Here is a 26,472-nt window from a genome sequence, read left to right on the forward strand (position 1 = left end):
CGTGAGACAAATTCATAATCCTCAAGATCAACATGAGTCTGCCTCACCATGCATCTGGAACTGCGCCATCTGCGGACCGTCCGCGCGATCCATGAACAAGGCGGCCTGGCCCGCGCGGCCGAGGTCCTGAACATCACGCAATCGGCCCTGTCCCATCAGGTCAAGGCGCTGGAAGAACAGGCGGGGGTGGACCTGTTCGTCCGCCGGGCCAAGCCCATGCGCCTGTCGCCATCCGGGATGCGCCTGCTGCGGCTGGCCGAACAGGTCCTGCCCCTGGTCCAGGCCACCGAGGACGAATTCAAGGGGGTCGAGGCTGGGCGCATCGGGCGGCTGCACATTGCCATGGAATGCCACGCCTGCTTCGACTGGCTGCTGCCGGTGCTGGACATCTTCCGCCGCACCTGGCCCGAGGTGGACCTGGACATCCGCCAGCGGCTGGCCTTCGGCGCGCTGCCCGCCCTGTCCCGGCAAGAGGTCGATCTGGTGATCTCGTCCGACCCCGAGGATCTGCCGGGCATCGTCTTCCAGCCGCTGTTCGACTATTCCCCGACGCTGGTGGTGCCCGCCGATCACCCGCTGGTCGCCAAGGGTTATGCCGAACCGCAGGACCTAGCGGGGGAAACGCTGATCACCTATCCGATGGACCGGGCGCGGCTGGACGTGTTCAGCCAGTTCCTGACGCCTGCCGGCGTGGAACCCGCCCGGCAGCGCACCGTGGAACTGACCGCCGTGTCGCTGATGCTGGTCGCATCGGGGCGCGGCGTGGCGGTGATGCCCGACTGGGTCTTGCGCCGCGAATCCGCCAATGCGGAAATCGCCATGCTGCCGCTGACGCAAGGCGGGATCATCAGGCGGCTTTACGCGGCGGTGCGGGCCGAGGATCTGGCCCAGCCCTATATGGCCCATGTGCTGCGCCTGTCGCGGACCGAACCGCTGCGGATGCTGCGCGGCGCGGCGGCATAGGCGGCGCGGGGACCTAGCGCATTCCCAATCCGGCGCGCATCATCAGGCGCCGCACCGGGGCGATGCCGTAAAGCCCGCCAAGCGCCGCCGCGCGCAGATCGCGCAGGGGGCGCAGGGATGCCTGGCTGGCACGGTTCAGCGCGTCGATGCCCAGCAGCCGGGCAAAGGCTTCGGGACGGCGGGCGCGGTCGAAGGCCGTCAGGCCGTCCGGGTTGCCCGGATCATCGCCCGACAGATCCAGCAGCGACGACAGGTCGGCCAGGCTCATGTTCAGGCCTTGGGCGCCGATGGGCGGGACCACATGCGCGGCCTCGGCGATCAGGGCGGTGCGGGGACCGGTGAAGCGGTCGGCGATCTGGCTGATGATCGGCCATTGCGTCAGCCGAGTCTCCAGCGTCAGCCGGCCCAGCACCCCGGCCGAACGTGCGTTCATCTCGGCCGCGAAGGCGTCGGGCGGCAGGGCGGCAAGGCGCGCGACCTCGCGCCCGTTTTCCATCCAGATCACCGCCGAACAGGGCTTGCCGCCGCGGTCGGGCAGGGGCACCAGCGTGAACGGCCCGCCGGACCGGTGAATCTCGGTCGAGACATTTTCGTGCGGCACCTCATGCGTGACGGCAAAGGCAAGCGCCTTCTGGCCATAGCGGAAGGTCCGCACCCCGATGCCAAGGGCTTGCCTTACCGGCGAATTGCGCCCGTCCGCCCCGACCAGCAGCCGCGCCTGGATGCGCCGCCCGTCTGTCAGCGTGACAAGGGCGCCCGTATCGCGGGCCAGCACCGCCGCCGTGCCCGTGCCGGGCTGGAAGCGGACATTGTCCATTTCCGCCAGCCGGACGGTGATCTCGCGCCGCAACAGCCAGTTGGGCAGGTTCCAGCCAAAGGGCTGGTTGCCGATCTCGGCCGCGTTGAATTCGCGCGTCAGGCGCGGGGCGGGCGTGGCGCCGCCCGCATCGACGATCCGCATGACCTGCAAGGGCGTGGCATGAGGCGCCAGGCGGTCCCACAGCCCGATCCGCCGCAACAGCGCGACCGAGGGGGTCAGGAAAGCCGTGGTGCGCAGGTCGGCGCCTTCGGCAGCCTCATCCGTGATCGGCGGCGCGGGATCGACGCAGATCGTGGAAAATCCCCGCGCGCCGAAGGCCGCCGCGGCGATCAGCCCGGCGATGCCGCCGCCGGACACCAGGATATCGACCGCCTCGATGTCGCCTGCCACCATGTGCCGTTCAGTTCCCGGCGGTGAACATCAGCATGACCGCGAAAACGGCCACGGTCAGCACCAGGCCAAGCAGGCCAAGCACGGGAAGGCCGAACTGGATGACGGCCAGCACGGCAATCGCAAGAACGGCCAGCAGCAGGGCGATGATACGGAGCGTCAGGCGATTTCCGTCTTTGTCGGCGGTATGGGTCATGGAAAACCTATGGGATGGGCGCGCGTCGGGGGACATTGTGGCGCAATCACCCCTGCGCCGCAATGCGACGCAAGAACGCAGTCAGGTCGTGGATATGGTGATCGACATGGCCGGGCACCGGCGCGGCCAGAAGATCCGGCCCGTGGCGGCCCGGCCCGACCAGGATCGTGCGCATCCCGACCCGGTGCGGATAGGCCAGGTTGCGGGGGTCGTCCTCGAAGAAGGCGGCGCGGGTGGGGTCGATGCGCGCGTCGTCGATCACGATGCGAAAGGCTTCCTCGCGCGGCTTGGGATGGAAATGCGTCTCGGCGATGCCATAGATCGCCTCGAAGATGGGGGCGGGCGCGTCGCTGCCCACAAGGCCCAGGCCGCGCGCGCCCAGCACCTTCTGCGCATAGGCGGAATCGCCGTTGGTATGGACCAGCTTGCGCCCCGGCAGGGCGGCGATGGCGGCGGCAAGGTCCGGGGCGGGCAGCAGGGGCGCGAAGTCGATGTCGTGGACATCCGCAAGATAGGCCAGGGGGTCGATGGCATGTTCGGCCATCAGCCCCGCCAGCGTGGTGCCGTGCCGCGTCCACCAATCGCGCCGCATCTGGTCGGCGGCATCGCGTTCCACCGCCAGGGTGCGCATGACGTAATCGGTCATCCGCGATTCGATCTGCGGGAACAGCGCCATGTCCGGCGGATAAAGCGTGTTGTCCAGATCGAAGATCCAAGTATCGACATGCGTGAAATCCATGGCCATGGCCTAGCCCGGCAACAGCGCCCTTGCAATCGCCCAAAGCCCGGCCAATCGTGCGGCCCATGAAGGACGCATATTCCCTGATCCTGGCCGCGATCGAATCCGGCACCTATCGCCCCGGCGACCGGCTGGTCGAATCCGAACTGGCCGAACGCTTCGGCGTCAGCCGCACCCCCGTGCGCGAGGCTTTGCAGCGGCTGGAAACCCAGGCCATGCTGGTGCGCGACGGGCGCAGCCTGATCGTCGCATCGCTCGACCACAACCAGCTGGCCGAGCTTTACACCGTCCGCGCGGAACTTGAGGCGCTGGCTGCCCGCCTTGCCGCCCGCCACGCCACGCCGGAAGAAGTGCGCGTCCTGGCCCAGATGGTCGCCGAGGACCAGCGGGCCGTCCGCGACCCCGAGGCGCTGGCCCGCGCCAACCGGCGCTTTCACCACCAGATCCATCTGGCGTCCCACAACCGCTATCTGGTCCAGCAGCTTGACCTGGTGCATCGGACCATGGCGCTGATGGCCAAGACCTCGCTGGCCGCCGAAGGGCGGGGCGAAACCGCGCTTGCCGAACACAAGCGCATCGTCGATGCCATCGCGGCGGGCGACGGGGCGGCGGCGGACAAGGCGCTGCGGCAGCATATCTCGATGGCCTGGGAAACCCGCCTGAAGCTGGAGGCGGCGGTGGATCGTGACTGACGCGCCCCGAGGTGGGCCGCGACTGATCCAGACCCAGGCCGACTTGGCCGAGGGGGTGGCGCATCTGGTCGCGGTCTGTCCCGTCTGGGCGCGGGTCGCGCCGGATCTGGGCCCGCTGCCGCTGCTGCGCCGCGCGGATGGTTTCGAAGCCCTGGCCGATGCTGTGGTGGGGCAACTGATCTCGACCTCGGCCGCGGCCGCCATCTCGGCCCGGCTGGCGGCGGCGGGGCTGATGAGCCCCGAGGCGATCCTTGCCGCGCCCGAGGAAACCTTGCGCGCGGTGGGTCTGTCGCGTCCCAAGGTCCGTTACCTGAAAGGGATCGCGGCGGCAGGCCTGGATTGGGACGGCCTGCGCGCCATGCCTGACAACCAGGCCGTCGCCATCCTGACGGCGCTGCCCGGCATCGGGGCCTGGACGGCCGAGATCTATCTGAAGATGGCGCTTGGCCGGCCCGACGTCTTCGCGGCGGGCGATCTTGCCCTGCAGGAGGCTGCGCGGATGATGTATGGCCTGGATGCCCGGCCCACGGCGGCCGGCCTGCGGCGCATGGCCGAAGCCTGGCGGCCCTGGCGCGCGGTTGCGGCCCGTGGTCTCTGGGCCTATTACCTGCGGGCCAAAGGCCGCGAGGGAATCCGATGACCGTTCTGAAATCCGCCCGCAAGGGTCCGTCCAAGGCCGATGCGGTCGTTGTGTTCCTGCATGGATACGGCGCGGATGGCGCCGACCTGCTGGGTCTGGCCGATCCGCTGTCGGCGCATCTGCCGGGCGTCGCCTTCCATGCCCCCGATGCGCCGGAACGCAGCGTCAACAATCCCTTCGGCTACCAATGGTTTCCGATCCCCTGGCTGGACGGGTCGTCCGAGGCGCAGGCGAAGGCATCCATGGCCAAGTCCATCGACCTGCTGAACGCCTGGCTGGACAAGGTTCTGGCCGACGAAGGCCTGACGGCGGACCGGATGGTCGTGGTGGGCTTTTCGCAGGGCACGATGATGGCGCTGCATGTCCTGCCGCGCCGCGACCAGCCGGTGGCCGGGATCATCGGTTTTTCGGGCCGCCTGCTGGTCCCCGAACTGCTGCCGACCGAGGCGAAGGTCAAGCCGCCGGTCCTGCTGCTGCATGGCGACCAGGATGCGATGGTGCCGTTCCAGGACATGCAGCTTGCCGGCGAGGCGCTGGAGAAGGCGGGCTTCGACGTCTATGGCCATGTGATGAAGGGCACCGGGCACGGGATTTCGCCCGACGGGCTGTCGGTGGCGCTGTCCTTCGCGAAGGACAGGCTGGGGAAATAAGCCGGGGGTTTCACACCCCCGGACCCCCGTGGGATACTTGGGCACAAAAGATCAGGACCAGATCGCCGGATCCGCCAGCTCGATGGAATTGCCCGCCGGGTCGCGCAGATAGATCGACCTTGCGCCGTTCGGCCAGCGGAAATCGGCCTCGATGGGGATGCCCTTGACTTCCAGGTGGTCGCGCCAGGCGTCCAGCCGGTCGGGCGCCACGGCCAGGCAGAAATGGCCGGGCCCGCGCGCGCCATGCGGCGGCACCGGCAGCCGGGCATCGGGCTTTGGCGGCTGTGCGGTGGCCGCGGGGTTGAAGACCAGCAGGACCTGCCCAAGCGCGACGCGAAAGAACACATGCCGTCCCGGCACGGTCTGGAACGGTTCCAACCCCATCACGTCGCGCCAGAATGCGGTGGCCGCGTCCAGATCCTCGGCATAAAGCGCGGATTCCAGGGTTCCAAGCACGGGGGGCGGCGTCTGCGTCATGAAACGCAGCCTGCCATTCCGGCGGGCAGGGGGCAACCGTCATGCCCCTGTCACCGGCGCGGTTTATCCCTGCCGCAGGGCAAATAGATCCGGGGACTTGCCAGATGCCGGACGCGATATATAGTCAAGGAAACGGATCTGACGGGGCGCCCCCGGCCACCCAGGGGGGCAGGCGGAAAGGCAGCATGCTGGATCAGCGACATCAGACGGATTTTCGAACCCAGTTCGTGCGCGAACCTGCAAGCCTGCGCCATCACCCCGCACTGGTGCTGAACGCGGATTACCGGCCCCTGTCCTATTACCCCCTGTCGCTGTGGCCCTGGCAAGAGGCGATCAAGGCCGCCTTCCTGGACCGCGTGGACATCATCGCCGAATACGAGGAGGTGGTGCGAAGTCAGCGCCAGGTGTTCAAGCTGCCCTCGGTCGTCGTTCTGAAGGATTATGTGAAACCCCAGAAGCGCGTAGCATTTACGCGCTTCAATCTTTTTCTGCGGGACGAATTCTGCTGCCAGTATTGCGGGGCCAAGGGCGACCTGACCTTCGATCACGTCGTGCCCCGGTCGCGCGGGGGCGTGACCAGCTGGGACAACGTGGTCGCCGCCTGTTCGCCCTGCAACCTGCGCAAGGCCAACCGCAGCCTGCGCCATTCGGGGATGAGCCTGCGCCGCAAGCCGTGCCAACCCTCGCCCGAGGAGATGCACGCGGCGGGCCGGCGCTTTCCGCCGAATCACCTGCATGAAAGCTGGATGGATTTCCTGTATTGGGACGCCGAGCTGGAAAGCTGACGGCCCCGCCCGTCAGGCGTCGTGGTCGTGCCGGTCGCCCTGGGACAGATGCAGGGCGGCCGCGGCCGACAGCGTGACCATCGCCAGGACCACCACGGGCGCACCAGCCGAAAAGGCCGCCCACAGGGTCAAGGCGGCGACAAGGATGACTGCGGCGATCAGGACCAGGAAGTGCGGCAAGGGCATGGCGGGTCGTCTCCTCATCCTGAATATGGGATGAAGATTGCGCTTTGAAAAGACGATGCGGAAAATGCGCGCCAAATTGTCGCGCATCCCCGTGTCAGATCAGGCCGGCATGGTCCAGCGCCGCGTCGATCAGGCGGCGGGTCGGGTCGGTCAGGGGCACCAGCGGCAGCCGCACCCTTTCGTCGCACAGGCCCAGCCGCGACATCGCGTATTTCGCGCCGACAAGGCCCGGTTCGACGAAGATCGCCACATGAAGGGGCATCAGCCGGTCCTGATATTCCAGCGCCTTGGCATAGTCGCCCGCCAACGTCGCTTCCTGGAACTCGGCGCACAGCTTCGGCGCGACATTGGCCGTGACGCTGATGCAGCCCACGCCGCCATGGGCGTTGAAGCCAAGCGCCGTGCCGTCCTCGCCCGACAATTGCACGAAGTCGTGGCCGCAGGTGATGCGCTGCTGGCTGACGCGCTCCAGCTTGCCGGTGGCGTCCTTGACGCCGATGATCGTGGGCAGCTTGGCCAGTTCGCCCATGGTTTCGGGCGTCATGTCCACCACCGACCGGCCGGGGATGTTGTAGATGATGATGGGCAGGTCGGATGCCTCGGCCAGGGCGGTGTAATGGGCGATCAACCCCGCCTGAGTGGGCTTGTTGTAATAGGGCGTGACAACAAGGGCGGCATCTGCGCCGACCTCGGCCGCGTGTCGGATCAGGCCGATGCCTTCGCGCGTGCTGTTCGACCCGGCGCCGGCGATGACCGGGATGCGACCGTCCACGGCGCGCACGACCTCCTCGATCACCAGGCGGTGTTCGTCATGGGTCAGGGTCGGGCTTTCGCCGGTGGTGCCCACGGGGACAAGGCCGTGGCTGCCCTGGTCGATATGCCATTCGACCAGCTTCTTCAGCGTGTCCAGATCCAGCTCGCCGTCCGGTGTGAACGGCGTGACCAGTGCGGGCAGGGATCCCTTGAACATGACACGCTTCCTTGCAGGTTTGGTTCGCGGGCCTGATTAACGGGGCAGGTGGAACTTGCCAAGGTTGTGTATTGCGTCGGGCGCACGGGGCGGCGACACAAGGCGGGTGATGCGACTTCTGCGCGACATGATTGCAGCCGGGCTGCTGATGCTGGTCCCCCTTGCCCCCGCCGGGGCCGAGGATGCGGGCGCGATGGCGCTGGCGCTGTCGGCGGCCGATGCGCGGGACTGGGTCACCGCGCGCGATGCGGCCCGAAGGTCCGGGCCGATGGCCGAGGCCCTGGTGGGCTGGCAGGCGCTGCGGGCGGGCCACGGCGCCCCCGGCGATTACATCGACTTCGTGCGCGGCCATGGCGACTGGCCGGGGCTGGCGCTGCTGCGCGAACGCGGCGACGCGAAGATGCGGCCCGACCTGCCTGCGCAGGATATCCGGGACTGGTTCGTGGATCGCCTGCCGGCGACCCTGGCTGCCGAAACCGCCTATCTTGCAACGCTGGACCCTGCCGCCGCCAAGGCGGAACGGGCGCGGTTCTGGACCGCCGTGCCCCTGACCGGACCCGAGGAAACCGCCTTTCTGGCCGCGCATGGCCCTGAACTGGTGCCCCTGATGACCGCGCGGGCGGTCGCCATGCTGGACCGGCAGGAATGGGCGCAGGCCGAACGCCTGCTGCCCCGCCTGCCGGAACCGGACCGCCCCCTTCTGGCGGCGCGCATTGCCTTGCAGGCGGGCCGGGCGGGCGTGGACGACCTGATCCTGGCCTTGCCTGACGCTGCGCGGGCCGATCCCGGCCTGACCATGGACCGTTATCTGTGGCGGGTCCGCGCCAAGCAGCACGAAGGCGCACAGGCGCTGATGCTGGAAGCCTCCACCAGTGCCGAAGCCTTGCGCGATCCGGCAGCCTGGGCGTCGATGCGGGTGGATTACGCCCGCCTTGCCATGCGCAACGGCGACTGGGCGCGGGCGGAAACGCTTGCCCGGTCGCACTTCCTGCCTCGGGACAACCGCCATTACGCCGATCTGGAATGGCTGGCGGGATTTGCCGCGCTGAAGCAGGGCGCGGCGGACCGGGCGCTGGCGCATTTCCGGCACCTGGAAACCGTGGTCGGCAGCCAGATCAGCCGGTCTCGCGCCCTTTATTGGCAAGGGCGCGCGCAGGAGGCGCTTGGCGACCAAGGGGCGGCGGATGCCGCCTATGCGCAGGCGGCGGCCATGCCCGGCACCTATTACGGCCAGCTTGCCGCCGAACGGATCGGGGCGACGATGCCTGCCGAATATGCCGCACCCGGACCCTTGCCCGACTGGCGCGGCGCGCCGCTTGGCGACAGCGGCGTCTTCCGGGCCGGGCTGTGGCTGCTGGCGACAGGGCGCCCGGACGAGGCGCAGCGGTTCTTCCTGCATCTGTCGGAAACCGCCGATCCCCAGGACAGCCTGCGCATGGCCCGGCTGATGTACGAAGCCGGTATGCCCTGGCACGGGTTGCGCCTGTCGAAACGCGCCGCAGACAAGGGCGTCATCCATCCCGCCGCGCATTTCCCGCTGACCGGGCTGCACGAGACGGATTTCGGCATCCCGCCCGAACTGGTCCTGTCGATCGCGCGCCAGGAATCCGAATTCAACCCGGCCGCGCAAAGCCATGTCGGCGCGCGCGGGTTGATGCAGGTGATGCCCTACACCGCCCGCCAGATGGCCCGACAAATCCGGGAACCCTATGACCTTGGGCGCCTGACCCGCGATGGCGCCTATAACGCCCGCCTGGGCGCGGCCTATCTGGCGGGTCTGCGCGACCGTTTCGGTGCATCGACGGCGCTGACGGCATCGGGCTATAATGCGGGGCCGGGGCGTCCGGGGCGATGGCTGCGCGATTTCGGCGACCTGCGCCGGGACATGGACCCGGTCGAATGGGTCGAGTTGATCCCCTTCGACGAAACCCGCAACTATGTCATGCGGGTGACCGAGGCGATGCCCGTCTATCGCGCCCGGATGCTGGGCCGTCCTGCACCCATCGTGCCGACCTGGGACCTGACCGGAGGCGGGCTGATGCCGCCCCCCGTGGCGCGGCTGACCCTGGCCCTGTCGGCGCGGCCGGTCGCGAAACCCTTCATCGGACCCAGCCTGCCCGAAGGCTGGCAGCCGGCAACGGTCGAGGCGCGCCGCGAGGAGGTGCCCGGCACGAACTGAGGCCTAGTTCGTGAAGGCGTCGATCAGGTTCAGAACCGCCAGGATTTTCCGGGTTTCGCTGTCCACGCGGTAAAGCCGGTCGTTGTCGCGGTAATAGCGCCAGTCCGGTCGTGTATCCAGGGCAAAGCGCCGCGGATCCCGCACAAGGACATAGTCGCCGCCGCGCAGCGTGTCGCCGACACGGTGGCGATGATGCGCCTTCTTGCGCGCATGACCTGGCGGCGTGCAGGACGGGTTCTTCTTGGCAAGGCCGGGCGGGCAATGCGCGCGGTGGTGCGCATGATGGCCGTGCCCCTTGCCATGACCATGGCCGCGCCCGGGATCGGCCAGGGCAGGGGCCGTGCAAAGCGCACCGACCAGGATTGATGCGAACAGGGTTTTCATGAACGCTCCCTTATCAGACCTGATCGCTGTAACGCGTTGTTTCGAAAAAGGCAGCATCGGGGATTTCGGATTCGGCGGCTATTCGCCGGAACGAAGCCGGTTGGCCGTGACCCGTGCCCGCCACAGCGTGAACAGCCCCGCCGCGACCACGATCGCGGCGCCGATTACCACGTTCATGTGCAGCACCTCGCCAAAGACCAGGACGCCGATGAAGCTGACCCAGACAAGCTGCGTATAGGCGAAGGGTTGCAGGGCAGAGGCCTCGGCCAGTTCATAGGCACGGATCAGCAGCCAGTGGGACGCGATCCCAAGCACGCAGAGGATCGCCATCCAGATCCAGTCCACGGGCGCCAGCCATTCCCACTGGCGGATGCCAAGGACCGTCACCGTGACGGCCCCGGCGATCCCGGTCCAGAAGAAGCTGACCTGGGCCGGGTCGTCGCGCGACACATGCCGCGTCAGCAGCCCATAGATCGCGAACAGCAGCGCGCAAAGAAAGGCCATCCCCGCGCCCAGGTTCAGTTCCGTGCCGCCGGGGTTCAGAATGATCAGGATTCCGACGAAACCCGCGCCGATGGCCAGCCAGCGGCGCCAGCCGACCCTTTCGCCCAGGATCGGCCCGGACAGCGCCGCGATCAGCAGCGGATAGGCGGTAAAGATCGCATGCGTGCCGACCAGGCCCAGGCGCACGAAGGCCTCGACCATCAGGGTGGTCTCGACCACCAGAAGCGCGCCGCGCAGGATCTGCGTCTTGGGCCGCTTGGTGCGGACGGCACGGCGCAGCCCGCCCGGCTGGCGCGAGACCATGGCGATCACGAAAAGCGCAAAGACCCAGTACCGGATCATCACCACCAGAACCGACGGATATTCCGATCCCAGCAGGCGCGAGAACGCGTCCTGGAACGCGAAGATCAGGCTGGTCGCGCACATCAGCGCGATGCCCAGGCCCGTGCGGTCCTTCACCCCCAGCGTTGCGGGCGCAAGCGGCGGGGGTGCCGCGGCGGCGGCTGCCGTTGCGGCATAAGTCAGTCTGTTCTGGTCGTCTGGCATGGCGCGGTCCCCGGTCGGTTCCGCCATGCGCCCGTCCTGACCCGGGGTCAAGGCAAGTCAGCCTTGCAGGACGTGCAAATCAGTCGCGGGTGCGGATGATCTTTGCCAGGGGCTCGAAGATCTGCGTGTTCGCGGCGATGATGCGGCCCGATTCAAGCGGGTCGTCACCGTCGCGGATGCCTTCGACAAAGCCGCCGGCCTCGCGCACCATCAGGATGCCCGCCGCCACGTCCCAGGGCTTGTTGCCGCGTTCCCAGTATCCGTCGTACCGCCCCGCCGCGACATAGGCGAGATCCAGCGCCGCCGAACCCAGCCTGCGGACGCCAGCCGTCAGCGGCATCAGCCGCGCCAGATCCTGAAGCGCGGCGGGCAGCGGACCCTGTCCCGCGAAGGGAATGCCCGTGGCGAACAACGATTCGTCCAGGCGGCGGCGCCCCGATACCCGCAGCCGCTGGTCGTTCATGAAGGCCCCGCCGCCCTTTTCGGCCACGAACAATTCGTCCTTGGCGGCGTCGAAGATCACGGCGGCGACGACCTCGCCCTTGTGTTCCAGCGCGATGCTGACGGCCCAATGCGGCAGGCCGTGCAGGAAGTTGGTGGTGCCGTCCAGCGGATCGACGATCCAGCGGCGGGTCGGATCCTCGCCCGCGTCCTCGCCGGTTTCCTCGCCCAGCCAGCCATAGTTCGGGCGCGCGCCGCGCAGTTCCTCCTTGATGATCCGCTCGGCCTCCTGGTCGGCGCGGCTGACGAAGTCGCCCGCGCCCTTGACGCTGACCTGAAGGTTCTCGACCTCGCGGAAATCCTTAACGAGGCTGCGCCCCGCCTTGCGGGCGGCCTTGATCATGACGTTCAGGTTGGCGCTTGCCATCGGATACCTCGGGAAACTGGGATTGGTGGCGTCATAGGGGGAAGCGGGGGAAATGTGAAGCGTTCCGCGCCCCCGACCCACAGGCGTGCCGCCGGGGAACGGAACATCGATCTGTTGCGGGCGTTCCCCCCGTGACCAGACCGACCGGAGGAGCCCATGACCGATCCCGACGTGACCGACCGCATCTGGACCATGGCCGAGAAGCTCGACCCCTGCATGTTCGTCACCCGCGACGGCGACGGCATGCGCGTTCGCCCCGTCTATGCCCGCGTCAGGCGCGATGAAGGGGCGATCTATGTCCTGTCGGACACCAAGGGCTGCAAGCTGGACCAGATCCAGGCCAATCCCAAGGTTTCGCTGGCCTTTTCGGATGAACGCGCGAATGACTATGTGGTGATCGACGGCACCGCGGAAATCCGCCACGATCCCGCCAAGGCGCGCGATGTCTGGCGCTTTTCCGACGAGACCTTCTTCAAGTCCCCCGACAATCCCGACCTGCGGGTCATCACCGTGCGCCCGGATTCGGCGGAATTGTGGGACGGAAGCAACCTTCTGGTCAGCGGCGCCAAGACCCAACTGGTCGAAAATGCCAAGGTCGATCGCCTTGAATGATGCGGCCGCAGGCTGTATCTAGGGTGGCAGAGGACGACCTCCCCATCATGGGTGGATGCGCCGGGACGACCCGGCAAGCATGAGGTTCGTCATGGCTTGGTTCTATCTTGTTCTTGCCGGTCTTCTGGAAATCGTCTGGGCAACCGCGATGAAGCAATCGGCCGGTTTCACCCGCATCCTGCCCACCGGCATCATGCTGGTCAGCATGATCGCATCCTTCTGGCTGCTGGCCGTCGCGATGCGGACGCTGCCCCTGGGCACGTCCTATACCGTCTGGGTGGGCATCGGCGCCGTTGGTGCCTTCCTTCTTGGGATCGTGCTGTTCGGAGAGCCTGTGACTGCGACCCGCCTGCTGGCCGCCGGATTGATCGTCGCGGGCATCATCACGATGAAACTGGCGTCCTGACGGCCGAAACGATCCGAAAACGCACGAATTCGGCAATTTCCTTCCGCGCGGCTTGGTGCTAAACCAACGCGCCAGCCAAAGGAGTCACAGCCATGCCCGCCTATCGTTCCCGCACCACCACCCACGGCCGCAACATGGCCGGCGCGCGCGGCCTGTGGCGGGCGACCGGGGTGAAGGACAGCGACTTCGGCAAGCCGATCATCGCCATCGTCAACAGCTTCACCCAGTTCGTGCCGGGCCATGTCCACCTGAAGGACCTGGGCCAGCTTGTCGCCCGAGAGGTCGAGGCCGCGGGCGGCATCGCCAAGGAATTCAACACCATCGCGGTCGATGACGGCATCGCCATGGGCCATGACGGGATGCTGTATTCGCTGCCCTCGCGCGAGATCATCGCCGACAGCGTGGAATACATGGTCAACGCCCATTGCGCCGACGCCATGGTCTGCATCAGCAACTGCGACAAGATCACGCCGGGGATGCTGATGGCCGCGCTGCGGCTGAACATCCCGGTCGTCTTCGTGTCCGGCGGCCCGATGGAGGCCGGCAAGGTCGTGCTGGAGGACGGCAAGGTCAAGGCGCTGGATCTGGTCGATGCCATGGTCGCCGCCGCCGACGACCGCATCACGGACGCCGAGGTCGAGGTGATCGAACGCTCGGCCTGCCCGACCTGCGGATCCTGTTCGGGGATGTTCACCGCCAACTCGATGAACTGCCTGACCGAGGCGCTTGGCCTGGCCCTGCCGGGCAACGGATCGACCCTGGCGACCCATGCCGACCGCAAGCGCCTGTTCGTCGAAGCGGGCCATCTGATCGTGGACCTTGCGCGGCGTTACTACGAAGGCGACGATGCCTCCGTCCTGCCGCGCTCCATCGCCAGCTTCGAGGCGTTCGAGAATGCGATGACGCTGGACATCGCCATGGGCGGGTCCACCAACACGGTGCTGCACCTGCTGGCCGCCGCGCATGAAGGCGGCATCGACTTCACCATGTCCGACATCGACCGCCTGTCGCGGCGCGTGCCGGTGCTCTGCAAGGTCGCCCCCGCCAAGGACGACGTGCATATGGAGGATGTCCACCGCGCGGGCGGCATCATGGGCATCCTGGGCGAGCTAGACCGCGCGGGCCTGCTGCACACCGACGTGGGCAGCGTCCATGCCGGGTCGCTGGCCGAGGCGCTGGACCGCTGGGACGTGGTGCGCACCGACGCGGCCACGGTCCACGACTTCTATCGCGCCGCACCGGGTGGCGTGCCGACGCAGGTCGCTTTTTCGCAGGAACGCCGTTACGATTCGGTGGATACCGACCGCAAGACCGGGGTGATCCGCGCGGCCGAACACGCCTTTTCGCAGGATGGCGGATTGGCGGTGCTTTACGGCAACCTGGCCGAGGACGGCTGCATCGTGAAGACGGCGGGCGTGGACGAATCCATCCTGAAGTTCGAAGGCCCGGCCCATATCTTCGAAAGCCAGGACGACAGCGTCAGCGCCATCCTGACCGGCAAGGTCAAGCCCGGAGAGGTCGTGCTGATCCGCTACGAAGGTCCGCGCGGCGGTCCGGGGATGCAGGAGATGCTGTATCCGACCAGCTATCTGAAATCGAAGGGCCTGGGAAAGGCCTGCGCCCTGGTGACGGACGGGCGCTTTTCGGGCGGGTCTTCGGGGCTTTCCATTGGGCACGTTTCGCCCGAGGCGGCGGAAGGCGGCACCATCGGACTGGTGGAACAGGGCGACCGGATCGTGATCGACATTCCGAACCGCGTGATCCACCTGGACGTGGACGACGCCACCCTGGCCGCGCGCCGCGCGAAACGCGAGGCCGAGGGCTGGAAGCCCGCCAAGCCGCGCCAGCGGCAGGTGTCCACCGCGCTGAAGGCCTATGCCGCGCTGACCACCAGTGCCGCGCGCGGCGCGGTCCGCGTCATCCCGGAATGACCGGCTTGCCTGCGATCCACACGGATTGCAGGCGCCACGCATCGTCCAGCAGAACCAGATCGGCGCGCCTGCCTTCCCGCAGCGCGCCGTATTCGTCCGACAACCCGGCGGCCCGCGCCGGTTCCGACGTCGCCATCGCAAGCGCGCGTTGGGGCGCGATGCCGACCTGGTCCACCAGCACCCCGATGGCCTGATCCATGCGCAGGTCCGCCCCCGCCAGCGTCCCGTCCGCCAGCGTCAGTCGGCCGTTCCGGCGCAGGATGGTCCGGCCCTGCAGCGGCATCTCGGTCAGGTCGGTTCCGGCGAAGGCCATGCAATCCGTCACCAGGAAGATGCCTTCGGGCCGTGCCGCAAGGGCCGTGCGCATGGCGGCGGGATGGACATGGATCCCGTCCGCGATCAGCCCGGCATGGGCATCGCCCGCCAGCACCGCGCCGACAAGGCCGGGGCTGCGGTGGCCCATCTGGCTCATGGCGTTGAACAGATGCGTGGCGCAGCGCGCGCCCGCCGCGAAGGCCGTGCGGGCGGTATCGTGGTCGCAGTCGGTATGGCCCAGGCTGACGACGGCGCCCGCCTGCGACAGGGCCGCGATCTGGTCCGGGGTCGCCGATTCCGGCGCCAGCGTCACCATCAGCACCGGCAAGGTGCGGGCGGCATCGCACAGGCGGGCCAGATCCTCGGTCGTCATGGGCCGGATCAGTGCCGGGTCATGCGCGCCCTTGCGGCGGGGGTCCAGATGCGGGCCTTCCAGGTGCAGGCCCAGAAAACCGGGTGTACCGATCGCCCTGGTCGCCGCGTCGATCACCGCAGCCGTGGCCTCTGGCCTGTCGGTGATCAGGGTCGGCAGGACGCCCGCGCAGCCAAGCCGCTGATGCGTGGCGCAGATGTGGCGCAATGCGTCGGGACCTGTGTCCCCGTTCACCATCAGCCCGCCGCCGCCGTTCACCTGCAGGTCCAGGAAACCGGGGGCAAGCGTGCCTTCCAGCCGGGTGACCGGACCTGCCTGGGGCGCCGGAAGCACCGCCGCGATGCGGTCCCCCTCGATCACCAGGGCATGATCGGTCAGGAATCGTTCGCCATCGAAAAGGCGCGTGGGGGCAAACGCCGTCATGCCGCGCCCGCCATCTGTCGGGCCATCAACAATGCGCCATCCACGCCGGTTCCAAGCGCCGGGCGGTGCGGCCAGTCGGTCAGCCGCGCCGCATAGGCGGGGCCAAGCCCGCCGACGAACACGACCGGCACGGGCGCCTCGGCCTGAAGAACGGTCAGGATATGGCGGATCTCGGCCACTGCCGCATCGAAGACCTGCCGGGCGGCCGGGTCGTCGCCCGCGACGATGCGCGGGGCAAGACGGGCGAAATCCGCCGGGGCCGCCCCGTTGGCAAAGCGGATGATCCCCTCGATCCCCCCGAATTCCTCAAGGAGTTGTTGCAGCAGGGGGGTCATGTCGGCGAAGCCGTCCTCGGCCCGGATGGCAAGCGACAGCAGCGACCGGCCCAGAACCGCGCCCGATCCTTCGTCGCCCATCCGAAAGCCGCGCCCGCCGACCTGGCGCAGATTGCCGCCCCGCTGAACGGCGAAGACCGATCCCGTGCCGATCGCCGCCAGGATGCCGTCCTGTGTGCCCAGGGCGCCGCGCGCCGCCGTGATCCCGTCGTTGACGATCTGAATCCGGGCAAAGGGCAAAAGCCCCGCCAGCCGTTCCGTCGCCGTCGCCATCGTGCCGCCCGCAAGGCCCAGCGTCGCGATCAGGTCGCGGGGATCGGCGCCCGTGCCTTCCAGCGCCTGTGCGGTCGCGGCCAGGATGTTGACCGCCGCGCCTTCCACATCGGTGTTGATGTTGGCAGGCCCGCCCTGTCCCTGGCCGATGATGCGGCCGTCCGCATCCGCCAGCGCCGCGCGGCATCCCGTGCCGCCGCCGTCGATTCCCAGAAAGAACGTCATCCGCTGTCCCCCTTTGGGGATCTTCTAGCCGCGTTCGTCGGACCCGAACAGCCCGCGAAGCCCCCGCGTGACAAGGTTGCCGACCTTGGGCCGCGGCTGGGCCAGGAAGGGCAGGGGACGGCAGACCTCCATCGCGGCAATGCCCACACGGGCGGTCAGGGCGCCGTTCACCACGCCTTCGCCGAAGCGGCGCGAGACCTTGGACAGGATCCCGCCGCCTGCCACGGTCTCGATCAGGTCGTCGCCTGCCGCCACCGCACCGGTTGCGACCAGATGGGTGATGACCGTGCGCGCCAGCCGCCAGCCGCCCACGGCCCCCGCGCGCCCGCCATAGATCTCGGCCATGCGGCGGATCATGCGCAGGTTCGCGGCCAGGGCGGCGGCGACATCGGCAAGGGCCAGGGGGATCAGCGCGGTGGCGGTGGCCACGGTGCGGGCGGCGGCCTCGATTTCCCGGCGGGCGTTCTGGTCCAGGTTGGCCAGCAGTTCCGTTTCCGCCATGGTCAGCAGGGTGCGGGCGTCGAAGGCATCGCCGCGATTGTCGGCCAGCCGCTTGCGGTTCCATTCCAGTTCCGGCCGGTCGCGATAAAGCGCCAGCAGATCGTCGGTGACCGCGCGGGCCTTGTCCATGCTGTCGTCGGCCAGGGCCATGCCCGCGCGCCGCTGGATCGCGTCGATCTTGGCAAACCGCGCCCAGGCCCGGTATTCGCGCCAGGCCATGCCCAGTGCCGCCAGCGTGAACAGCGCGAACAGCGCCACCCCGATCCATCCCAGCACCGGATAGCGGTTCAACAGGTCGTTGATGAAGTTCAGCGCCGCGATGGACAGAAGAAAGGTGAACAGCGCCACGCCCGAATTGATGAAGAAGCGGGTCAGCTTCGACGGGGGGCGCCCGACAAGGCGGGTCACCATCTCCATCGTGCGGGGGCGGGGCAGCAGGGGATCGGCCGCGTCGATGGGCGGGGCATCGGCGGGGTTCAGGGTATCGTCCCGCGCCTCGGACGCAGGGGCGGTGCGGGGTTCGGCCTGCGGCGCGTCCAGTTCGATCAGGACGGGACCGCGATTGCGGGGGGTGTCGCTCATAGCCGGTCTCCGATCAGGAATTCGGCGGCGCGGTCCAGCCGGATATGGGGCGGGCCATCGCCGGGCCGGGCGGTCATGGGTGCCGGGGCAAAGTTCATGATCGCGTAATCGCCGTCCAGCCAGTCCTGCGCCCCGTCGCGGGCCGGATGCAGCAGGGCGGCGGGATCGGCGGGAAGCTCGCCCGGATAGAAGGCCGCCTGCCGCCCGTCTATCAGCCGGCCGCGCACGGCGGGCAGATCCTCGCCATTCTGGGGGATCCTGTCCTCGGTCGTGGCGCGCAGGGCGGCGATGGACATGGCCTCGGTCCGGGCGCCGCTGAAGTCGGCGCGGTCACGGGCCTCGCGCAGCATGGCGGACAGGATCGCGGTCAGGCGGTTGTGCTGGACATGATGCAGGTGGTCGGCCTTGGTGGCGGCGAACAGGATGCGTTCGACGCGCCGTGTGCCCAGAAGCTGCGCCAGCCAGCCGGCGCGGCCGGGACGGAAGGCCGTCAGGATGTCGGCCATGGCGCGGCGCATATCCTCGACCGCCCTTGGCCCCTGGTGGATCGCGCCCAGCACATCGACCAGCACCACCTGCCGGTCGATGCGGGCGAAGTGTTCGCGGAAGAAGGGTTTCACCACGCGCGACTTGTAGGCGTCGAAGCGGCGGCGGAATTCCTTGTGCAGCCGCCCGCCGTCAAAGGTGGCGGGCAGGGGGGCGAAGGTCAGCGCGGGCGATCCCTCCATTTCACCGGGAATCAGGAAGCGGCCGGGGGTGCAGTCGGACCAGCCAGCGTCCCGCGCGGCGTGCAGATGCGCGGTATAGGTCGCGGCCAGACCCTGCGCGGTGGGTTCGTCGAAGCGGTCTCCGTCAAGGCCCGCAAGCGCCGCCTGGTATTCGTCGGCGCCGGGGCGGCCCGTCATGCGGTCCAGAACCTCGGCCGACCATTCGCTGAATTCCCGTTCCATCAGGCGCAGATCCAGCAGCCATTCGCCGGGGTAATCCACGATGTCCAGGTGCAGGGTGCGCGGGCCGGTCAGCCCGCCCAGCAGGCCCCGGCTGTCCAGCCGCAGCGACAGGCGCAACTGGCTGACATGGCGCGTGCCTTCCGGCCAGTGCGGTTGCGGGCCGGTCAGGGCGGCCAGGTGGCGTTCAAAATCGAAGCGCGGCACGGTGTCGTCGGGCTGGGGTTGCAGCCAGGCGGTCTTGAGGCTGCCATCGGCCGCGGCGCGCAGGGCGTGCATCCGTCCCCGGTCCATCAGGTTCGCGACCAGCGAAGTGATGAAGACCGTCTTTCCCGCCCGGCTCAGGCCCGTGACGCCCAGCCGGATGACCGGATCGCCCAGACCGATGCCTGCCATGATGCTGCTGCCGATACCCATTCCGCCTGCCTGTTTCTTGCCGTCTTTGCCGGAAGATAGGCTCCGGTAATGGGTTTGAATAGGGCGGCGGGCCGGGGTTCCGCTTGGCCCGCCGTTGCGACATAACGCGGGCCATGCTGGATCGGTTGCCCATCGACGATGTTCTTGCGCCGCTGTGCGACGCGCTGGCCGCGCATGGCCGTGCGGTGCTTGTGGCGCCGCCGGGGGCGGGCAAGACGACGCGGGTGCCGCTGGCGTTGCTGGACCGGGTGGCGGGCAAGGTCGTGATGCTGGAACCGCGCCGCCTGGCCGCGCGCGCCGCAGCCGAGCGTCTGGCCGAGCAGTTGGGCGAAGGCGTCGGCACGCGCGTCGGTTACCGGATGCGCGGCGAATCGGTGCCGGGCAGCCGGATCGAGGTCGTGACCGAGGGCATCCTGACGCGGATGATCCAGTCCGATCCTTCGCTGGAAGGGATCGGCTGCGTGATCTTCGACGAATTCCACGAACGCAGCCTGAACGCCGACCTGGGCCTGGCGCTGGTGTGGGAGGCGCGCAGCGCGCTGCGCGAGGATCTGGCGGTGCTGGTGATGTCCGCCACGCTGGAGGCCGAGCCGGTCGCCGCCCTTCTGGACGACGCGCCGGTGATCCGCTCCGAGGGGCGGGCCTTTCCGGTCGAGACCCGCTGGCTGCCCCGCCCGCTGCCTGCAGGCGCGCGGCTGGTGGACGAGGCCGCGCGGCTGATCGCCCAGGCCGAGGCCGAGACGCGCGACACCGGCGGCACGATCCTGGCCTTTCTGCCGGGCGAGGGTGAGATCCGCCGCGTCATGGCGCAGCTTGGCGATGGGTGCGAGGTGCTGCCGCTTTATGGCGCCCTGAAGCCTGCGGAACAGCGCGCGGCACTTGCCCCGCCGGGCGGGCGGCGCCGGATCGTGCTGGCCACCGCGATAGCCGAGACTTCGCTGACCATCCCGGCTGTGCGGGTGGTGGTCGATGCGGGCCGGGCGCGGCGGGCGCGGTTCGATCCGGGGTCGGGCATGTCGCGGCTGGTAACGGAACGCGTCAGCCGGGCCGAGGCCGATCAGCGCCGGGGCCGCGCGGGCCGCGTGGCGCCGGGCATCTGCTATCGCCTGTGGGCGCGGGCCGAGGAAGGCGCGCTGCCCGCCTTTGCCCCGCCCGAGATCGCTGTCGCCGATCTGGCGGGGCTTGCGCTGGAACTGGCGGCCTGGGGGTCCGAGCCGGGCGACCTGGCCTTCCTGACGCCCCCGCCCGAGGGCGCCCTGGCCGAGGCTCGCGCCCTGCTGCGGGGGCTCGAGGCGCTGGACGCGGGGGGCCGCATCACCGATCACGGCCGTGCCCTGGCGCGCCTGCCGCTGCATCCCCGGCTGGCGCATATGCTGCTGCGCGCGAGACCCGAGGCGGCGCATGTGGCGGCGCTGCTGTCGGGCCGCGATCCCCTGCGCGGCGCGCCGGTGGATCTGGCGCTGCGGCTGGCGGCGCTGCGCGATCCCAGGGGCTTTGCGGCGCGGCATCCCTATGAGGCGAACCGGGCGGTGATCCAGCAAATCCGGGACGAGGCCGCGCGGTTGCGGCGGCTGGTTGCGTCCCGCGATGGCGGGGGGTCGTCTGCCCCCCGCACCCCCCGAGGATATTTGCGCGAAGAAGAACTGGGAGGCGCGGTATCGCTGGCCTATCCCGACCGGATCGGGCTGCGGCGCAAGGGGGATGATCCGCGATTTGTGCTGTCGGGCGGCAAGGGCGCCGTTATGGATGCAGGCGATCCCATGGCCGGGCAGCGGCTGATCGTCGCGGTCGATCTGGACGGGGATCAGCGCGAGGCACGCGTCCGCATGGCCGCGCGGCTGGATGAAGGCGACTTGCGCGCGCTTCATGGCGATCGGATCGAGGTGGCCGAGATCTGTGAATGGTCGCGCCGCGAAGGGCGCCTCATGGCGCGGGTGCAGGAACGGCTGGGGGCGCTGGTCCTGTCGGATCGCGCCTGGGCGGATGCGCCGCCCGAGGCCGTGGCGCGGGCGGCGCTGGAAGGATTGCGGCTGGACGGACTGCCCTGGACGCCGGCTGCGGCCCGGCTGCGGGCGCGGATTGCGCTGCTGCCCGATCTGGGGCCAGTGGACGATACAAGCCTGCTGGCCGATGCGGGCTGGCTGCTGCCTTGGCTGGGGCGCGCCCGGACGCTGGCCGACCTGCGCGCGCTGGATCTGGTGGAACCGTTGAAGGCGCGCATCGGCTGGGACGGCCAGCAGCGGCTGGACCGCGAGGTTCCGGCGCATTTCGTCACGCCCCTGGGCCGCAAGGTGCCCATCGACTATGACCACGAGCAGCCTTCCATCGAGCTGCGCCTGCAGGAGTTGTTCGGCGTGACGCGGCATCCGGTCGTAGGTGGGCGGCCCCTGCGGATCAGCCTGCTGTCGCCCGGCGGCAAGCCCGTGCAGGTGACGACCGACCTGCCGGGGTTCTGGGCGTCATCCTATGCCGATGTCAGGAAGGACATGCGCGGCCGCTATCCCCGCCACCCCTGGCCCGAGGACCCGCGCGAGGCCGATCCCACGACGCGGGCCAAGCCGCGCGGGACCTAGTCGCCCCAGGATCTAATCGACGGCGCGAATCAGCGCCTTGTCCAGCACCCGCAGCACCTGCGCCAGATCATGGCCGCGCTTCAGGATGCGCCCGTCCATGGCGATCACGGAATAGGCGCCCTGGGCGTTGCGCAAGCGGGGGCGCTTTTCGATCCGATACAAGGGATGTTCGGTCGCGCGGCGGAAAACGCTGAAGACGGCGGCGTCGCGCAGGAAGGACATGGCATAGTCGCGCCATTCCCCCGCAGCGACAAAGCGGCCATAAACCGACAGGATCAGCGACAGTTCCGCCCGGTCGAAGACGACGCGATCAGGGGCGGGATGATACGGCGGGCCTGCATCCATCATGACAGGATGGTGACAGCCCGCCATGCGACTGGCAATGCCGAAAAGGACCCTATCCGGCGATCAATAGCAGCTGACCTTCTCGATCCTGCCGGTGCTGCCGTATTCGATGTTCAGACGCTCGGGCCGGAAGTCCGAGGTCACGGCATCGTTGGGGCCGATCTGGCGGGTGCCGATGGGGAAGGTCATCGCCGCCAGGACCGACACCGGCTGGCCCACCAGCCCCTGATAGGCCGAGGCCCGGCAGTCATCGGGCGGCGCCGCATCGGGCAGGGGCTGGACGGGCAGCGGTTCGCAGGCGGCCAGAAGGGCCGCGGCGGACAGTCCAAGAAGCAGGGCTTTGGTATTCATGATGTCATCCGCAATCGACGTTGGTGATGGTTCCCGCTGCATCCAGGCGGAAGACGATCCGGTTGGGGTCGTATTCCTGCGGCTCGATCCCGCGGTATTCGACGACCCGATAGTCCTTGGTGATGCCCAGGGTCGGGATCACGCTGCCCGGCTGGCCCACGGTCGAGGCATAGTTCTTGTTGGCCCCGCACAGGTCGGGCTTGCGTTCCGTCAGGCCCGTCACGCCCAGGACCGGTTCGGGCGCAGGCGGGACATAGGCCACGGGGGCGGGTGCCGGCATCGGCATGGGTGCAGGCGCAGGCGCCGGAGGCATGCAGGCCGACACCAGCGTGGCGGCGGCAATCAGCGGCAGCAGAAAGGTCGTGGTCTTCATGATGGTCTGTGTTCCCTCGGGGTGCCCGTCTGTCGCGGGGTTGTGGCGCGATGATACAGGCACCGCCGGGGCTTGAGAAGGCGCCCCGGCCGTCACGATTGCATCACCGGCTGCCGGCGCTCAGAAGAAGTTCGGCCGGGGCGGGCAGGGCCGCCTTCAGGAACAGGTGGGCTGCGGATTGCGATATGGCCTGGATATCGCTGTTCGAAGGAAAGTTCTGCCGGTCGCGCAGCAACGCATCCATCAGCCCTGCGCTTGCCAGGGCAATCAGCTGTTCGGCAGCGATCCTGGTATCCTCGATGCAAAGCTGGCCGGACTGGACCCAGCGCACCAGATACGGACGGATGGCGTCATGCACGATGTGCAGGACCCGGTCGTGGAAGTTGGCCGACAGGGCGGCGAAGCGCCGCGCCTCGGCCACATGGATGCGATAAAGACGCACCCGGTCCGGGTCGGCCAGCCATTCCGCGATTCGGGCGGTCATCAGCGGTATGGCCTGCCGGGGGTGCAGGTCATCGGGAATGTCCAGGGTGAAGCCGCCGTCGAGGCGGTCGGCCTCGGCCCGCATGGCTTCCTGGAACATGCGCGACTTGTCTGGAAAGTAGCTGTAGAGCGTCGCCTTCGAGACATTCGCGGCCCGGGCGATGTCATCGACGCTGGCCCCGGCATAGCCGTCGCGCAGAAAGATCGCGGTCGCCCCCCGTATGACCTGACTGAACTTGCGACCTTGGCTAACGGCCTGAGACTTCGACATCTTTCAATTCCCAAATCAGCACTGCCTATCATCAGTGCCGACAGGTTCAATCCCTGAACATGCCTTCTGGTTGCAAGGGGGTCCGGCAGTTCTGCGGCCGGGTGACGTCATCGGAGCACAGGTTTTTCGGATTTGCCTTGTTTTTGTTCAAATCGGCCTTGGCACCCGTGACCGGGCTGGCATAGCGTTTCGGACGTCACCAACCGGCCTAACTGTCAGGAGCAGCCGATGACGATCCCCCATACCTCTTTCCGCGACTCGGTCGAGCGGATGTTCACCCATGCCGCAAGCCTGATGGAGCTTCAGCCGGGGCTGGAGGAAAAGATCCGGGTCTGCAACTCGACCTATACCGTGCGCTTCGGCGTGCGCCTGCGCGGACAGATCCATACCTTCACCGGGTATCGTTCCGTCCATTCGGAACACATGGAGCCCGTGAAGGGCGGCATCCGCTATTCGCTGGACGTGAACCAGGACGAGGTCGAGGCCCTGGCCGCGCTGATGACCTATAAATGCGCCCTGGTCGAGGTGCCCTTCGGCGGATCGAAGGGCGGGCTGTGCATCGACCCGCGCGCCTGGAACGAGGACGAGCTGGAGCGCATCACCCGCCGCTTCACCTATGAGCTGTCGCGCAGGAACCTGATCTCGCCCAGCCAGAACGTGCCCGCGCCCGACATGGGCACCGGGGAACGCGAGATGGCCTGGATGGCCGACGCCTACAAGCGGCTGCATCCCGACGACATCAACGCCAAGGCCTGCGTCACCGGCAAGCCGCGCCATGCGGGCGGCATCGACGGCCGGGTCGAGGCCACGGGCCGGGGCGTGCAATACGCGCTACGCGAGTTCTTCCGCCATGACGACGTGATGAAAAGGGCCGGCCTGGAGGGTGGGCTTGCGGGCAAGCGGGTGATCGTGCAGGGCCTGGGCAACGTGGGCTATCACGCGGCGCAGTTCCTGTCGGCCGAGGACAAGGCCCTGGTCACCTGCGTGATCGAACGCGACGGCGCGATCCGCAACCCGCAGGGGATCAACATCGACGCCCTGCGCGGCCATATCCGCGCGACCGGCGGCATCAAGGGCTTCGTCGGCGGCGATTATCGCGAGAACGGCCTGGCCGCGCTGGAGGATGAGTGCGACATCCTGATCCCGGCGGCGGTGGAAAGCGTGATCCATGCCGGCAACGCCGACAGGATCAACTGCAAGCTGATCATCGAGGCCGCGAACGGCCCCGTCACCGCAGACGCCGACGAGATCCTGAAACGCAGGGGAATTGTCATCATCCCCGACATGTATGCCAACGCGGGCGGCGTGACCGTTTCATACTTCGAATGGGTCAAGAACCTGTCCCAGATCAGCCTTGGCCGCCTGGAACGCCGCCACGAGGAGGCCCGCGCCCGGATGCTGGTCGAGGAACTGGAGCGGATCTCGGCCGACACGGGTACGAACTTCAAGCTGGCGACCGGGTTCAAGGATTCCTTCCTGCACGGTGCGGACGAGCTGGATCTGGTCCGGTCAGGCCTGGACGACACCATGCGCGAGGCCTTCAAGAAGATGAAGGAGGTGTGGATGTCGAACCCCAAGGTGGATGACATGCGTACCGCGGGCTATGTCGTGGCGATCCGGCGGATCGCGAATGTCTATGGGTCTCTGGGGCTGTAAAGGGGGCTGGGGGCGCTGCCCCCGTCCTTCGGACTCCCCCGGGATATTTGGGCACAGAAGATGGAGCCGTCAGTCCCGTGGGGCGGCGGCGCGGCGCAGGCGGTCGTTGATCGCCGCGCCGAGGCCGTGATCCGGGATCGGGGCTACGGCGATAGGACGGCCTTCGCGGTCGGCGCGGCGCAGGGTGTCGAACAGACGCGCGGCGGCCTGGGTCAGGTTGCCCGTTTCGGACAGGGTGAAGGGGCCGGGCCGGCCAAAGGCGACATGGGTTTCGTCCGGGCGAGGGTCCGACGCATCAAGGCGCAGCGTGGCATTCGGCGCGTAATGGCTGGTCAGTTGTCCTGGCGCATTGGGCGTGGCGGGGTCGGCCTGATGTGCCGCAAGGGGCTGGGCCAAGACCTTGGCTATCGCCTCGGCCGGGATGCCGCCGGGGCGTAGCAGCGTGGCGCGGCCTTGGGGCCAGCCGATGATGGTGGATTCGAGGCCTACTGGGCAGGGACCGGCATCCAGGACGGCGCCGATGCGGCCGTCCAGGCCGCCGTCGGGATCCAGCACATGCGCGGCGCTTGTCGGGCTGATCCGGCCCGAGGCATTGGCTGAGGGCGCGGCCAGCGGACCCGTCAACCGCAACAGCGCCTGCGCGACGGGATGGGCGGGGACGCGGATCGCGACGGTATCGAGACCCGCCGTGACCAGCGAGGCGATGCCGGCGTCAGAGCGCAAGGGCAGCACAAGGGTCAGCGCGCCGGGCCAGAAGGCTGCGGCCAGGGCTTCGGCCTCGGGCGTCATCCCGGCGATGGTCCGCGCCGCGTCCACATCCGGCACATGCACGATCAGCGGATTGAAGCTGGGCCGGCCCTTGGCCTGGTAGATCCGCGCCACCGCCTCGCCATTGCGCGCGTCGCCCGCCAGGCCATAGACCGTCTCGGTCGGGATCGCCACGACCTGGCCCCCCGCCAGCAGGATCGCCGCGCGGGCCATGCCCATCTGGTCTGGCAACAGTCGTTCGGTCTGCATTCGTGACGCCGGGTTTCGGTTGAGCCTTGTTCCAAGCCCCATAAGATGGCTTGTGACAGTCTGATAGTCGCGCC

29 protein-coding genes are annotated in these 26,472 nt (G+C 68.4%); 11 read left to right on the top strand and 18 right to left on the bottom strand.

The window, feature by feature from the left end:
• Window positions 1–48: 48 nt before the first annotated feature.
• A complete protein-coding gene (locus IEX25_RS01870) occupies window positions 49–963 on the top strand; it encodes a LysR family transcriptional regulator (RefSeq protein ID WP_103171742.1) in 915 nt (304 codons plus the stop codon).
• Between the two features lie 13 nt (window positions 964–976).
• On the opposite strand, the gene IEX25_RS01875 is transcribed toward IEX25_RS01870, so the two are convergent.
• From IEX25_RS01875 to IEX25_RS01885, 3 genes are read right to left on the bottom strand one after another with little or no spacing between them, the layout of a single operon-like run.
• A complete protein-coding gene (locus IEX25_RS01875; RefSeq protein WP_188713797.1) occupies window positions 977–2,176 on the bottom strand; it encodes a UbiH/UbiF family hydroxylase in 1,200 nt (399 codons plus the stop codon).
• Between the two features lie 7 nt (window positions 2,177–2,183).
• Window positions 2,184–2,369: a hypothetical protein gene (locus tag IEX25_RS01880; protein WP_146038600.1), complete on the bottom strand. Its 186-nt coding sequence runs from the start codon at window positions 2,367–2,369 to the stop codon at window positions 2,184–2,186.
• A gap of 46 nt (window positions 2,370–2,415) precedes the next feature.
• The gene (locus tag IEX25_RS01885; protein ID WP_188713798.1) at window positions 2,416–3,108 is read right to left on the bottom strand and encodes a pyrimidine 5'-nucleotidase; all 693 of its coding nucleotides are present in this window, start codon (window positions 3,106–3,108) and stop codon (window positions 2,416–2,418) included.
• A gap of 65 nt (window positions 3,109–3,173) precedes the next feature.
• Here IEX25_RS01885 and IEX25_RS01890 point away from each other — a divergent pair, with 65 nt between their 5' ends.
• The 3 genes from IEX25_RS01890 to IEX25_RS01900 are packed head-to-tail and all read left to right on the top strand — an operon-like array spanning window position 3,174 to window position 5,090.
• Window positions 3,174–3,800 (top strand): GntR family transcriptional regulator, encoded by a 627-nt coding sequence (locus IEX25_RS01890; RefSeq protein ID WP_103171739.1) that lies wholly within the window; start codon window positions 3,174–3,176, stop codon window positions 3,798–3,800.
• Window positions 3,793–4,440 carry a DNA-3-methyladenine glycosylase family protein gene (locus tag IEX25_RS01895; RefSeq protein WP_103171738.1) on the top strand — a complete coding sequence of 216 codons (648 nt, stop codon included), beginning with the start codon at window positions 3,793–3,795 and terminating at the stop codon, window positions 4,438–4,440. Before IEX25_RS01890 ends, IEX25_RS01895 begins: the two co-directional genes overlap by 8 nt.
• Window positions 4,437–5,090: an alpha/beta hydrolase gene (locus tag IEX25_RS01900; protein WP_188713799.1), complete on the top strand. Its 654-nt coding sequence runs from the start codon at window positions 4,437–4,439 to the stop codon at window positions 5,088–5,090. Before IEX25_RS01895 ends, IEX25_RS01900 begins: the two co-directional genes overlap by 4 nt.
• A 51-nt stretch (window positions 5,091–5,141) precedes the next feature.
• Here the strand turns inward: IEX25_RS01900 and IEX25_RS01905 are convergent, their stop codons facing one another.
• Window positions 5,142–5,567 carry a VOC family protein gene (locus tag IEX25_RS01905; protein ID WP_188713800.1) on the bottom strand — a complete coding sequence of 142 codons (426 nt, stop codon included), beginning with the start codon at window positions 5,565–5,567 and terminating at the stop codon, window positions 5,142–5,144.
• 185 nt (window positions 5,568–5,752) lie between these two features.
• Between IEX25_RS01905 and IEX25_RS01910 the strand changes: the two genes are divergently transcribed.
• Window positions 5,753–6,352 (top strand): HNH endonuclease, encoded by a 600-nt coding sequence (locus IEX25_RS01910; RefSeq protein ID WP_103171735.1) that lies wholly within the window; start codon window positions 5,753–5,755, stop codon window positions 6,350–6,352.
• Between the two features lie 12 nt (window positions 6,353–6,364).
• Here IEX25_RS01910 and IEX25_RS01915 read toward each other — a convergent pair whose 3' ends face one another.
• Together IEX25_RS01915 and dapA are read right to left on the bottom strand one after the other, a co-directional pair.
• The gene (locus IEX25_RS01915; RefSeq protein ID WP_188713801.1) at window positions 6,365–6,538 is read right to left on the bottom strand and encodes a hypothetical protein; all 174 of its coding nucleotides are present in this window, start codon (window positions 6,536–6,538) and stop codon (window positions 6,365–6,367) included.
• A 94-nt stretch (window positions 6,539–6,632) separates the two neighbouring features.
• The gene (gene dapA, locus IEX25_RS01920; RefSeq protein WP_103171734.1) at window positions 6,633–7,508 is read right to left on the bottom strand and encodes a 4-hydroxy-tetrahydrodipicolinate synthase; all 876 of its coding nucleotides are present in this window, start codon (window positions 7,506–7,508) and stop codon (window positions 6,633–6,635) included.
• A gap of 109 nt (window positions 7,509–7,617) precedes the next feature.
• Here dapA and IEX25_RS01925 point away from each other — a divergent pair, with 109 nt between their 5' ends.
• On the top strand, window positions 7,618–9,687 hold the full coding sequence (locus IEX25_RS01925; protein WP_188713802.1) for a lytic transglycosylase domain-containing protein: 2,070 nt from the start codon (window positions 7,618–7,620) through the stop codon (window positions 9,685–9,687).
• A gap of 3 nt (window positions 9,688–9,690) precedes the next feature.
• On the opposite strand, the gene IEX25_RS01930 is transcribed toward IEX25_RS01925, so the two are convergent.
• The 3 genes from IEX25_RS01930 to IEX25_RS01940 all read right to left on the bottom strand — a co-directional run bounded on the left by IEX25_RS01930 (window position 9,691) and on the right by IEX25_RS01940 (window position 11,989).
• Window positions 9,691–10,071 (bottom strand): hypothetical protein, encoded by a 381-nt coding sequence (locus IEX25_RS01930; protein ID WP_188713803.1) that lies wholly within the window; start codon window positions 10,069–10,071, stop codon window positions 9,691–9,693.
• A gap of 78 nt (window positions 10,072–10,149) precedes the next feature.
• On the bottom strand, window positions 10,150–11,148 hold the full coding sequence (locus tag IEX25_RS01935) for a DMT family transporter (RefSeq protein ID WP_268236118.1): 999 nt from the start codon (window positions 11,146–11,148) through the stop codon (window positions 10,150–10,152).
• 52 nt (window positions 11,149–11,200) lie between these two features.
• Entirely contained in the window at window positions 11,201–11,989 is a 789-nt protein-coding gene (locus IEX25_RS01940) for an inositol monophosphatase family protein (protein WP_188713804.1), read from the bottom strand.
• A gap of 156 nt (window positions 11,990–12,145) precedes the next feature.
• Between IEX25_RS01940 and IEX25_RS01945 the strand changes: the two genes are divergently transcribed.
• The 3 genes from IEX25_RS01945 (at window position 12,146) to ilvD (ending at window position 14,938) form a co-directional block, all read left to right on the top strand.
• On the top strand, window positions 12,146–12,601 hold the full coding sequence (locus tag IEX25_RS01945) for a pyridoxamine 5'-phosphate oxidase family protein (protein WP_188713805.1): 456 nt from the start codon (window positions 12,146–12,148) through the stop codon (window positions 12,599–12,601).
• A gap of 91 nt (window positions 12,602–12,692) precedes the next feature.
• Complete coding sequence (locus tag IEX25_RS01950; RefSeq protein ID WP_103171729.1) at window positions 12,693–13,007, top strand: DMT family transporter; 315 nt, start codon at window positions 12,693–12,695, stop codon at window positions 13,005–13,007.
• A gap of 92 nt (window positions 13,008–13,099) precedes the next feature.
• Entirely contained in the window at window positions 13,100–14,938 is a 1,839-nt protein-coding gene (gene ilvD, locus IEX25_RS01955) for a dihydroxy-acid dehydratase (RefSeq protein WP_188713806.1), read from the top strand.
• Here the strand turns inward: ilvD and nagA are convergent.
• From nagA to IEX25_RS01975, 4 genes are read right to left on the bottom strand one after another with little or no spacing between them, the layout of a single operon-like run.
• Entirely contained in the window at window positions 14,925–16,049 is a 1,125-nt protein-coding gene (nagA, locus tag IEX25_RS01960; RefSeq protein ID WP_188713807.1) for an N-acetylglucosamine-6-phosphate deacetylase, read from the bottom strand. The genes ilvD and nagA overlap by 14 nt on opposite strands.
• Window positions 16,046–16,882 carry a glucosamine kinase nucleotide-binding domain-containing protein gene (locus IEX25_RS01965; RefSeq protein ID WP_188713808.1) on the bottom strand — a complete coding sequence of 279 codons (837 nt, stop codon included), beginning with the start codon at window positions 16,880–16,882 and terminating at the stop codon, window positions 16,046–16,048. The genes nagA and IEX25_RS01965 overlap by 4 nt, the downstream gene beginning before the upstream one ends.
• Window positions 16,883–16,906: 24 nt before the next feature.
• Entirely contained in the window at window positions 16,907–17,965 is a 1,059-nt protein-coding gene (locus IEX25_RS01970; protein WP_188713809.1) for a YcjF family protein, read from the bottom strand.
• Window positions 17,962–19,329: a YcjX family GTP-binding protein gene (locus tag IEX25_RS01975; RefSeq protein ID WP_188713810.1), complete on the bottom strand. Its 1,368-nt coding sequence runs from the start codon at window positions 19,327–19,329 to the stop codon at window positions 17,962–17,964. Before IEX25_RS01975 ends, IEX25_RS01970 begins: the two co-directional genes overlap by 4 nt.
• Before the next feature lie 113 nt (window positions 19,330–19,442).
• Between IEX25_RS01975 and hrpB the strand changes: the two genes are divergently transcribed.
• Window positions 19,443–21,902 carry an ATP-dependent helicase HrpB gene (gene hrpB, locus IEX25_RS01980; protein WP_188713811.1) on the top strand — a complete coding sequence of 820 codons (2,460 nt, stop codon included), beginning with the start codon at window positions 19,443–19,445 and terminating at the stop codon, window positions 21,900–21,902.
• A gap of 12 nt (window positions 21,903–21,914) precedes the next feature.
• Here hrpB and IEX25_RS01985 read toward each other — a convergent pair whose 3' ends face one another.
• The 4 genes from IEX25_RS01985 to IEX25_RS02000 form a co-directional block, all read right to left on the bottom strand.
• Entirely contained in the window at window positions 21,915–22,250 is a 336-nt protein-coding gene (locus tag IEX25_RS01985; RefSeq protein ID WP_370463819.1) for a DUF2794 domain-containing protein, read from the bottom strand.
• Between the two features lie 60 nt (window positions 22,251–22,310).
• Window positions 22,311–22,598: an I78 family peptidase inhibitor gene (locus tag IEX25_RS01990; RefSeq protein ID WP_188713812.1), complete on the bottom strand. Its 288-nt coding sequence runs from the start codon at window positions 22,596–22,598 to the stop codon at window positions 22,311–22,313.
• A 4-nt stretch (window positions 22,599–22,602) separates the two neighbouring features.
• A complete protein-coding gene (locus IEX25_RS01995; protein ID WP_103171721.1) occupies window positions 22,603–22,971 on the bottom strand; it encodes a hypothetical protein in 369 nt (122 codons plus the stop codon).
• A 103-nt stretch (window positions 22,972–23,074) separates the two neighbouring features.
• Window positions 23,075–23,725, bottom strand: a complete 651-nt coding sequence (locus tag IEX25_RS02000; RefSeq protein WP_188713813.1) for a TetR/AcrR family transcriptional regulator — start codon at window positions 23,723–23,725, stop codon at window positions 23,075–23,077.
• A 228-nt stretch (window positions 23,726–23,953) separates the two neighbouring features.
• Here IEX25_RS02000 and IEX25_RS02005 point away from each other — a divergent pair, with 228 nt between their 5' ends.
• Window positions 23,954–25,381: a Glu/Leu/Phe/Val family dehydrogenase gene (locus IEX25_RS02005; RefSeq protein WP_103171719.1), complete on the top strand. Its 1,428-nt coding sequence runs from the start codon at window positions 23,954–23,956 to the stop codon at window positions 25,379–25,381.
• A 69-nt stretch (window positions 25,382–25,450) separates the two neighbouring features.
• On the opposite strand, the gene IEX25_RS02010 is transcribed toward IEX25_RS02005, so the two are convergent.
• Window positions 25,451–26,398, bottom strand: a complete 948-nt coding sequence (locus tag IEX25_RS02010; RefSeq protein ID WP_188713814.1) for an L-threonylcarbamoyladenylate synthase — start codon at window positions 26,396–26,398, stop codon at window positions 25,451–25,453.
• Between the last annotated feature and the right edge of the window lie 74 nt (window positions 26,399–26,472).

The organism is Paracoccus acridae (assembly GCF_014642735.1).
In the GTDB taxonomy this organism is placed as follows: Bacteria; Pseudomonadota; Alphaproteobacteria; order Rhodobacterales; family Rhodobacteraceae; genus Paracoccus; species Paracoccus acridae.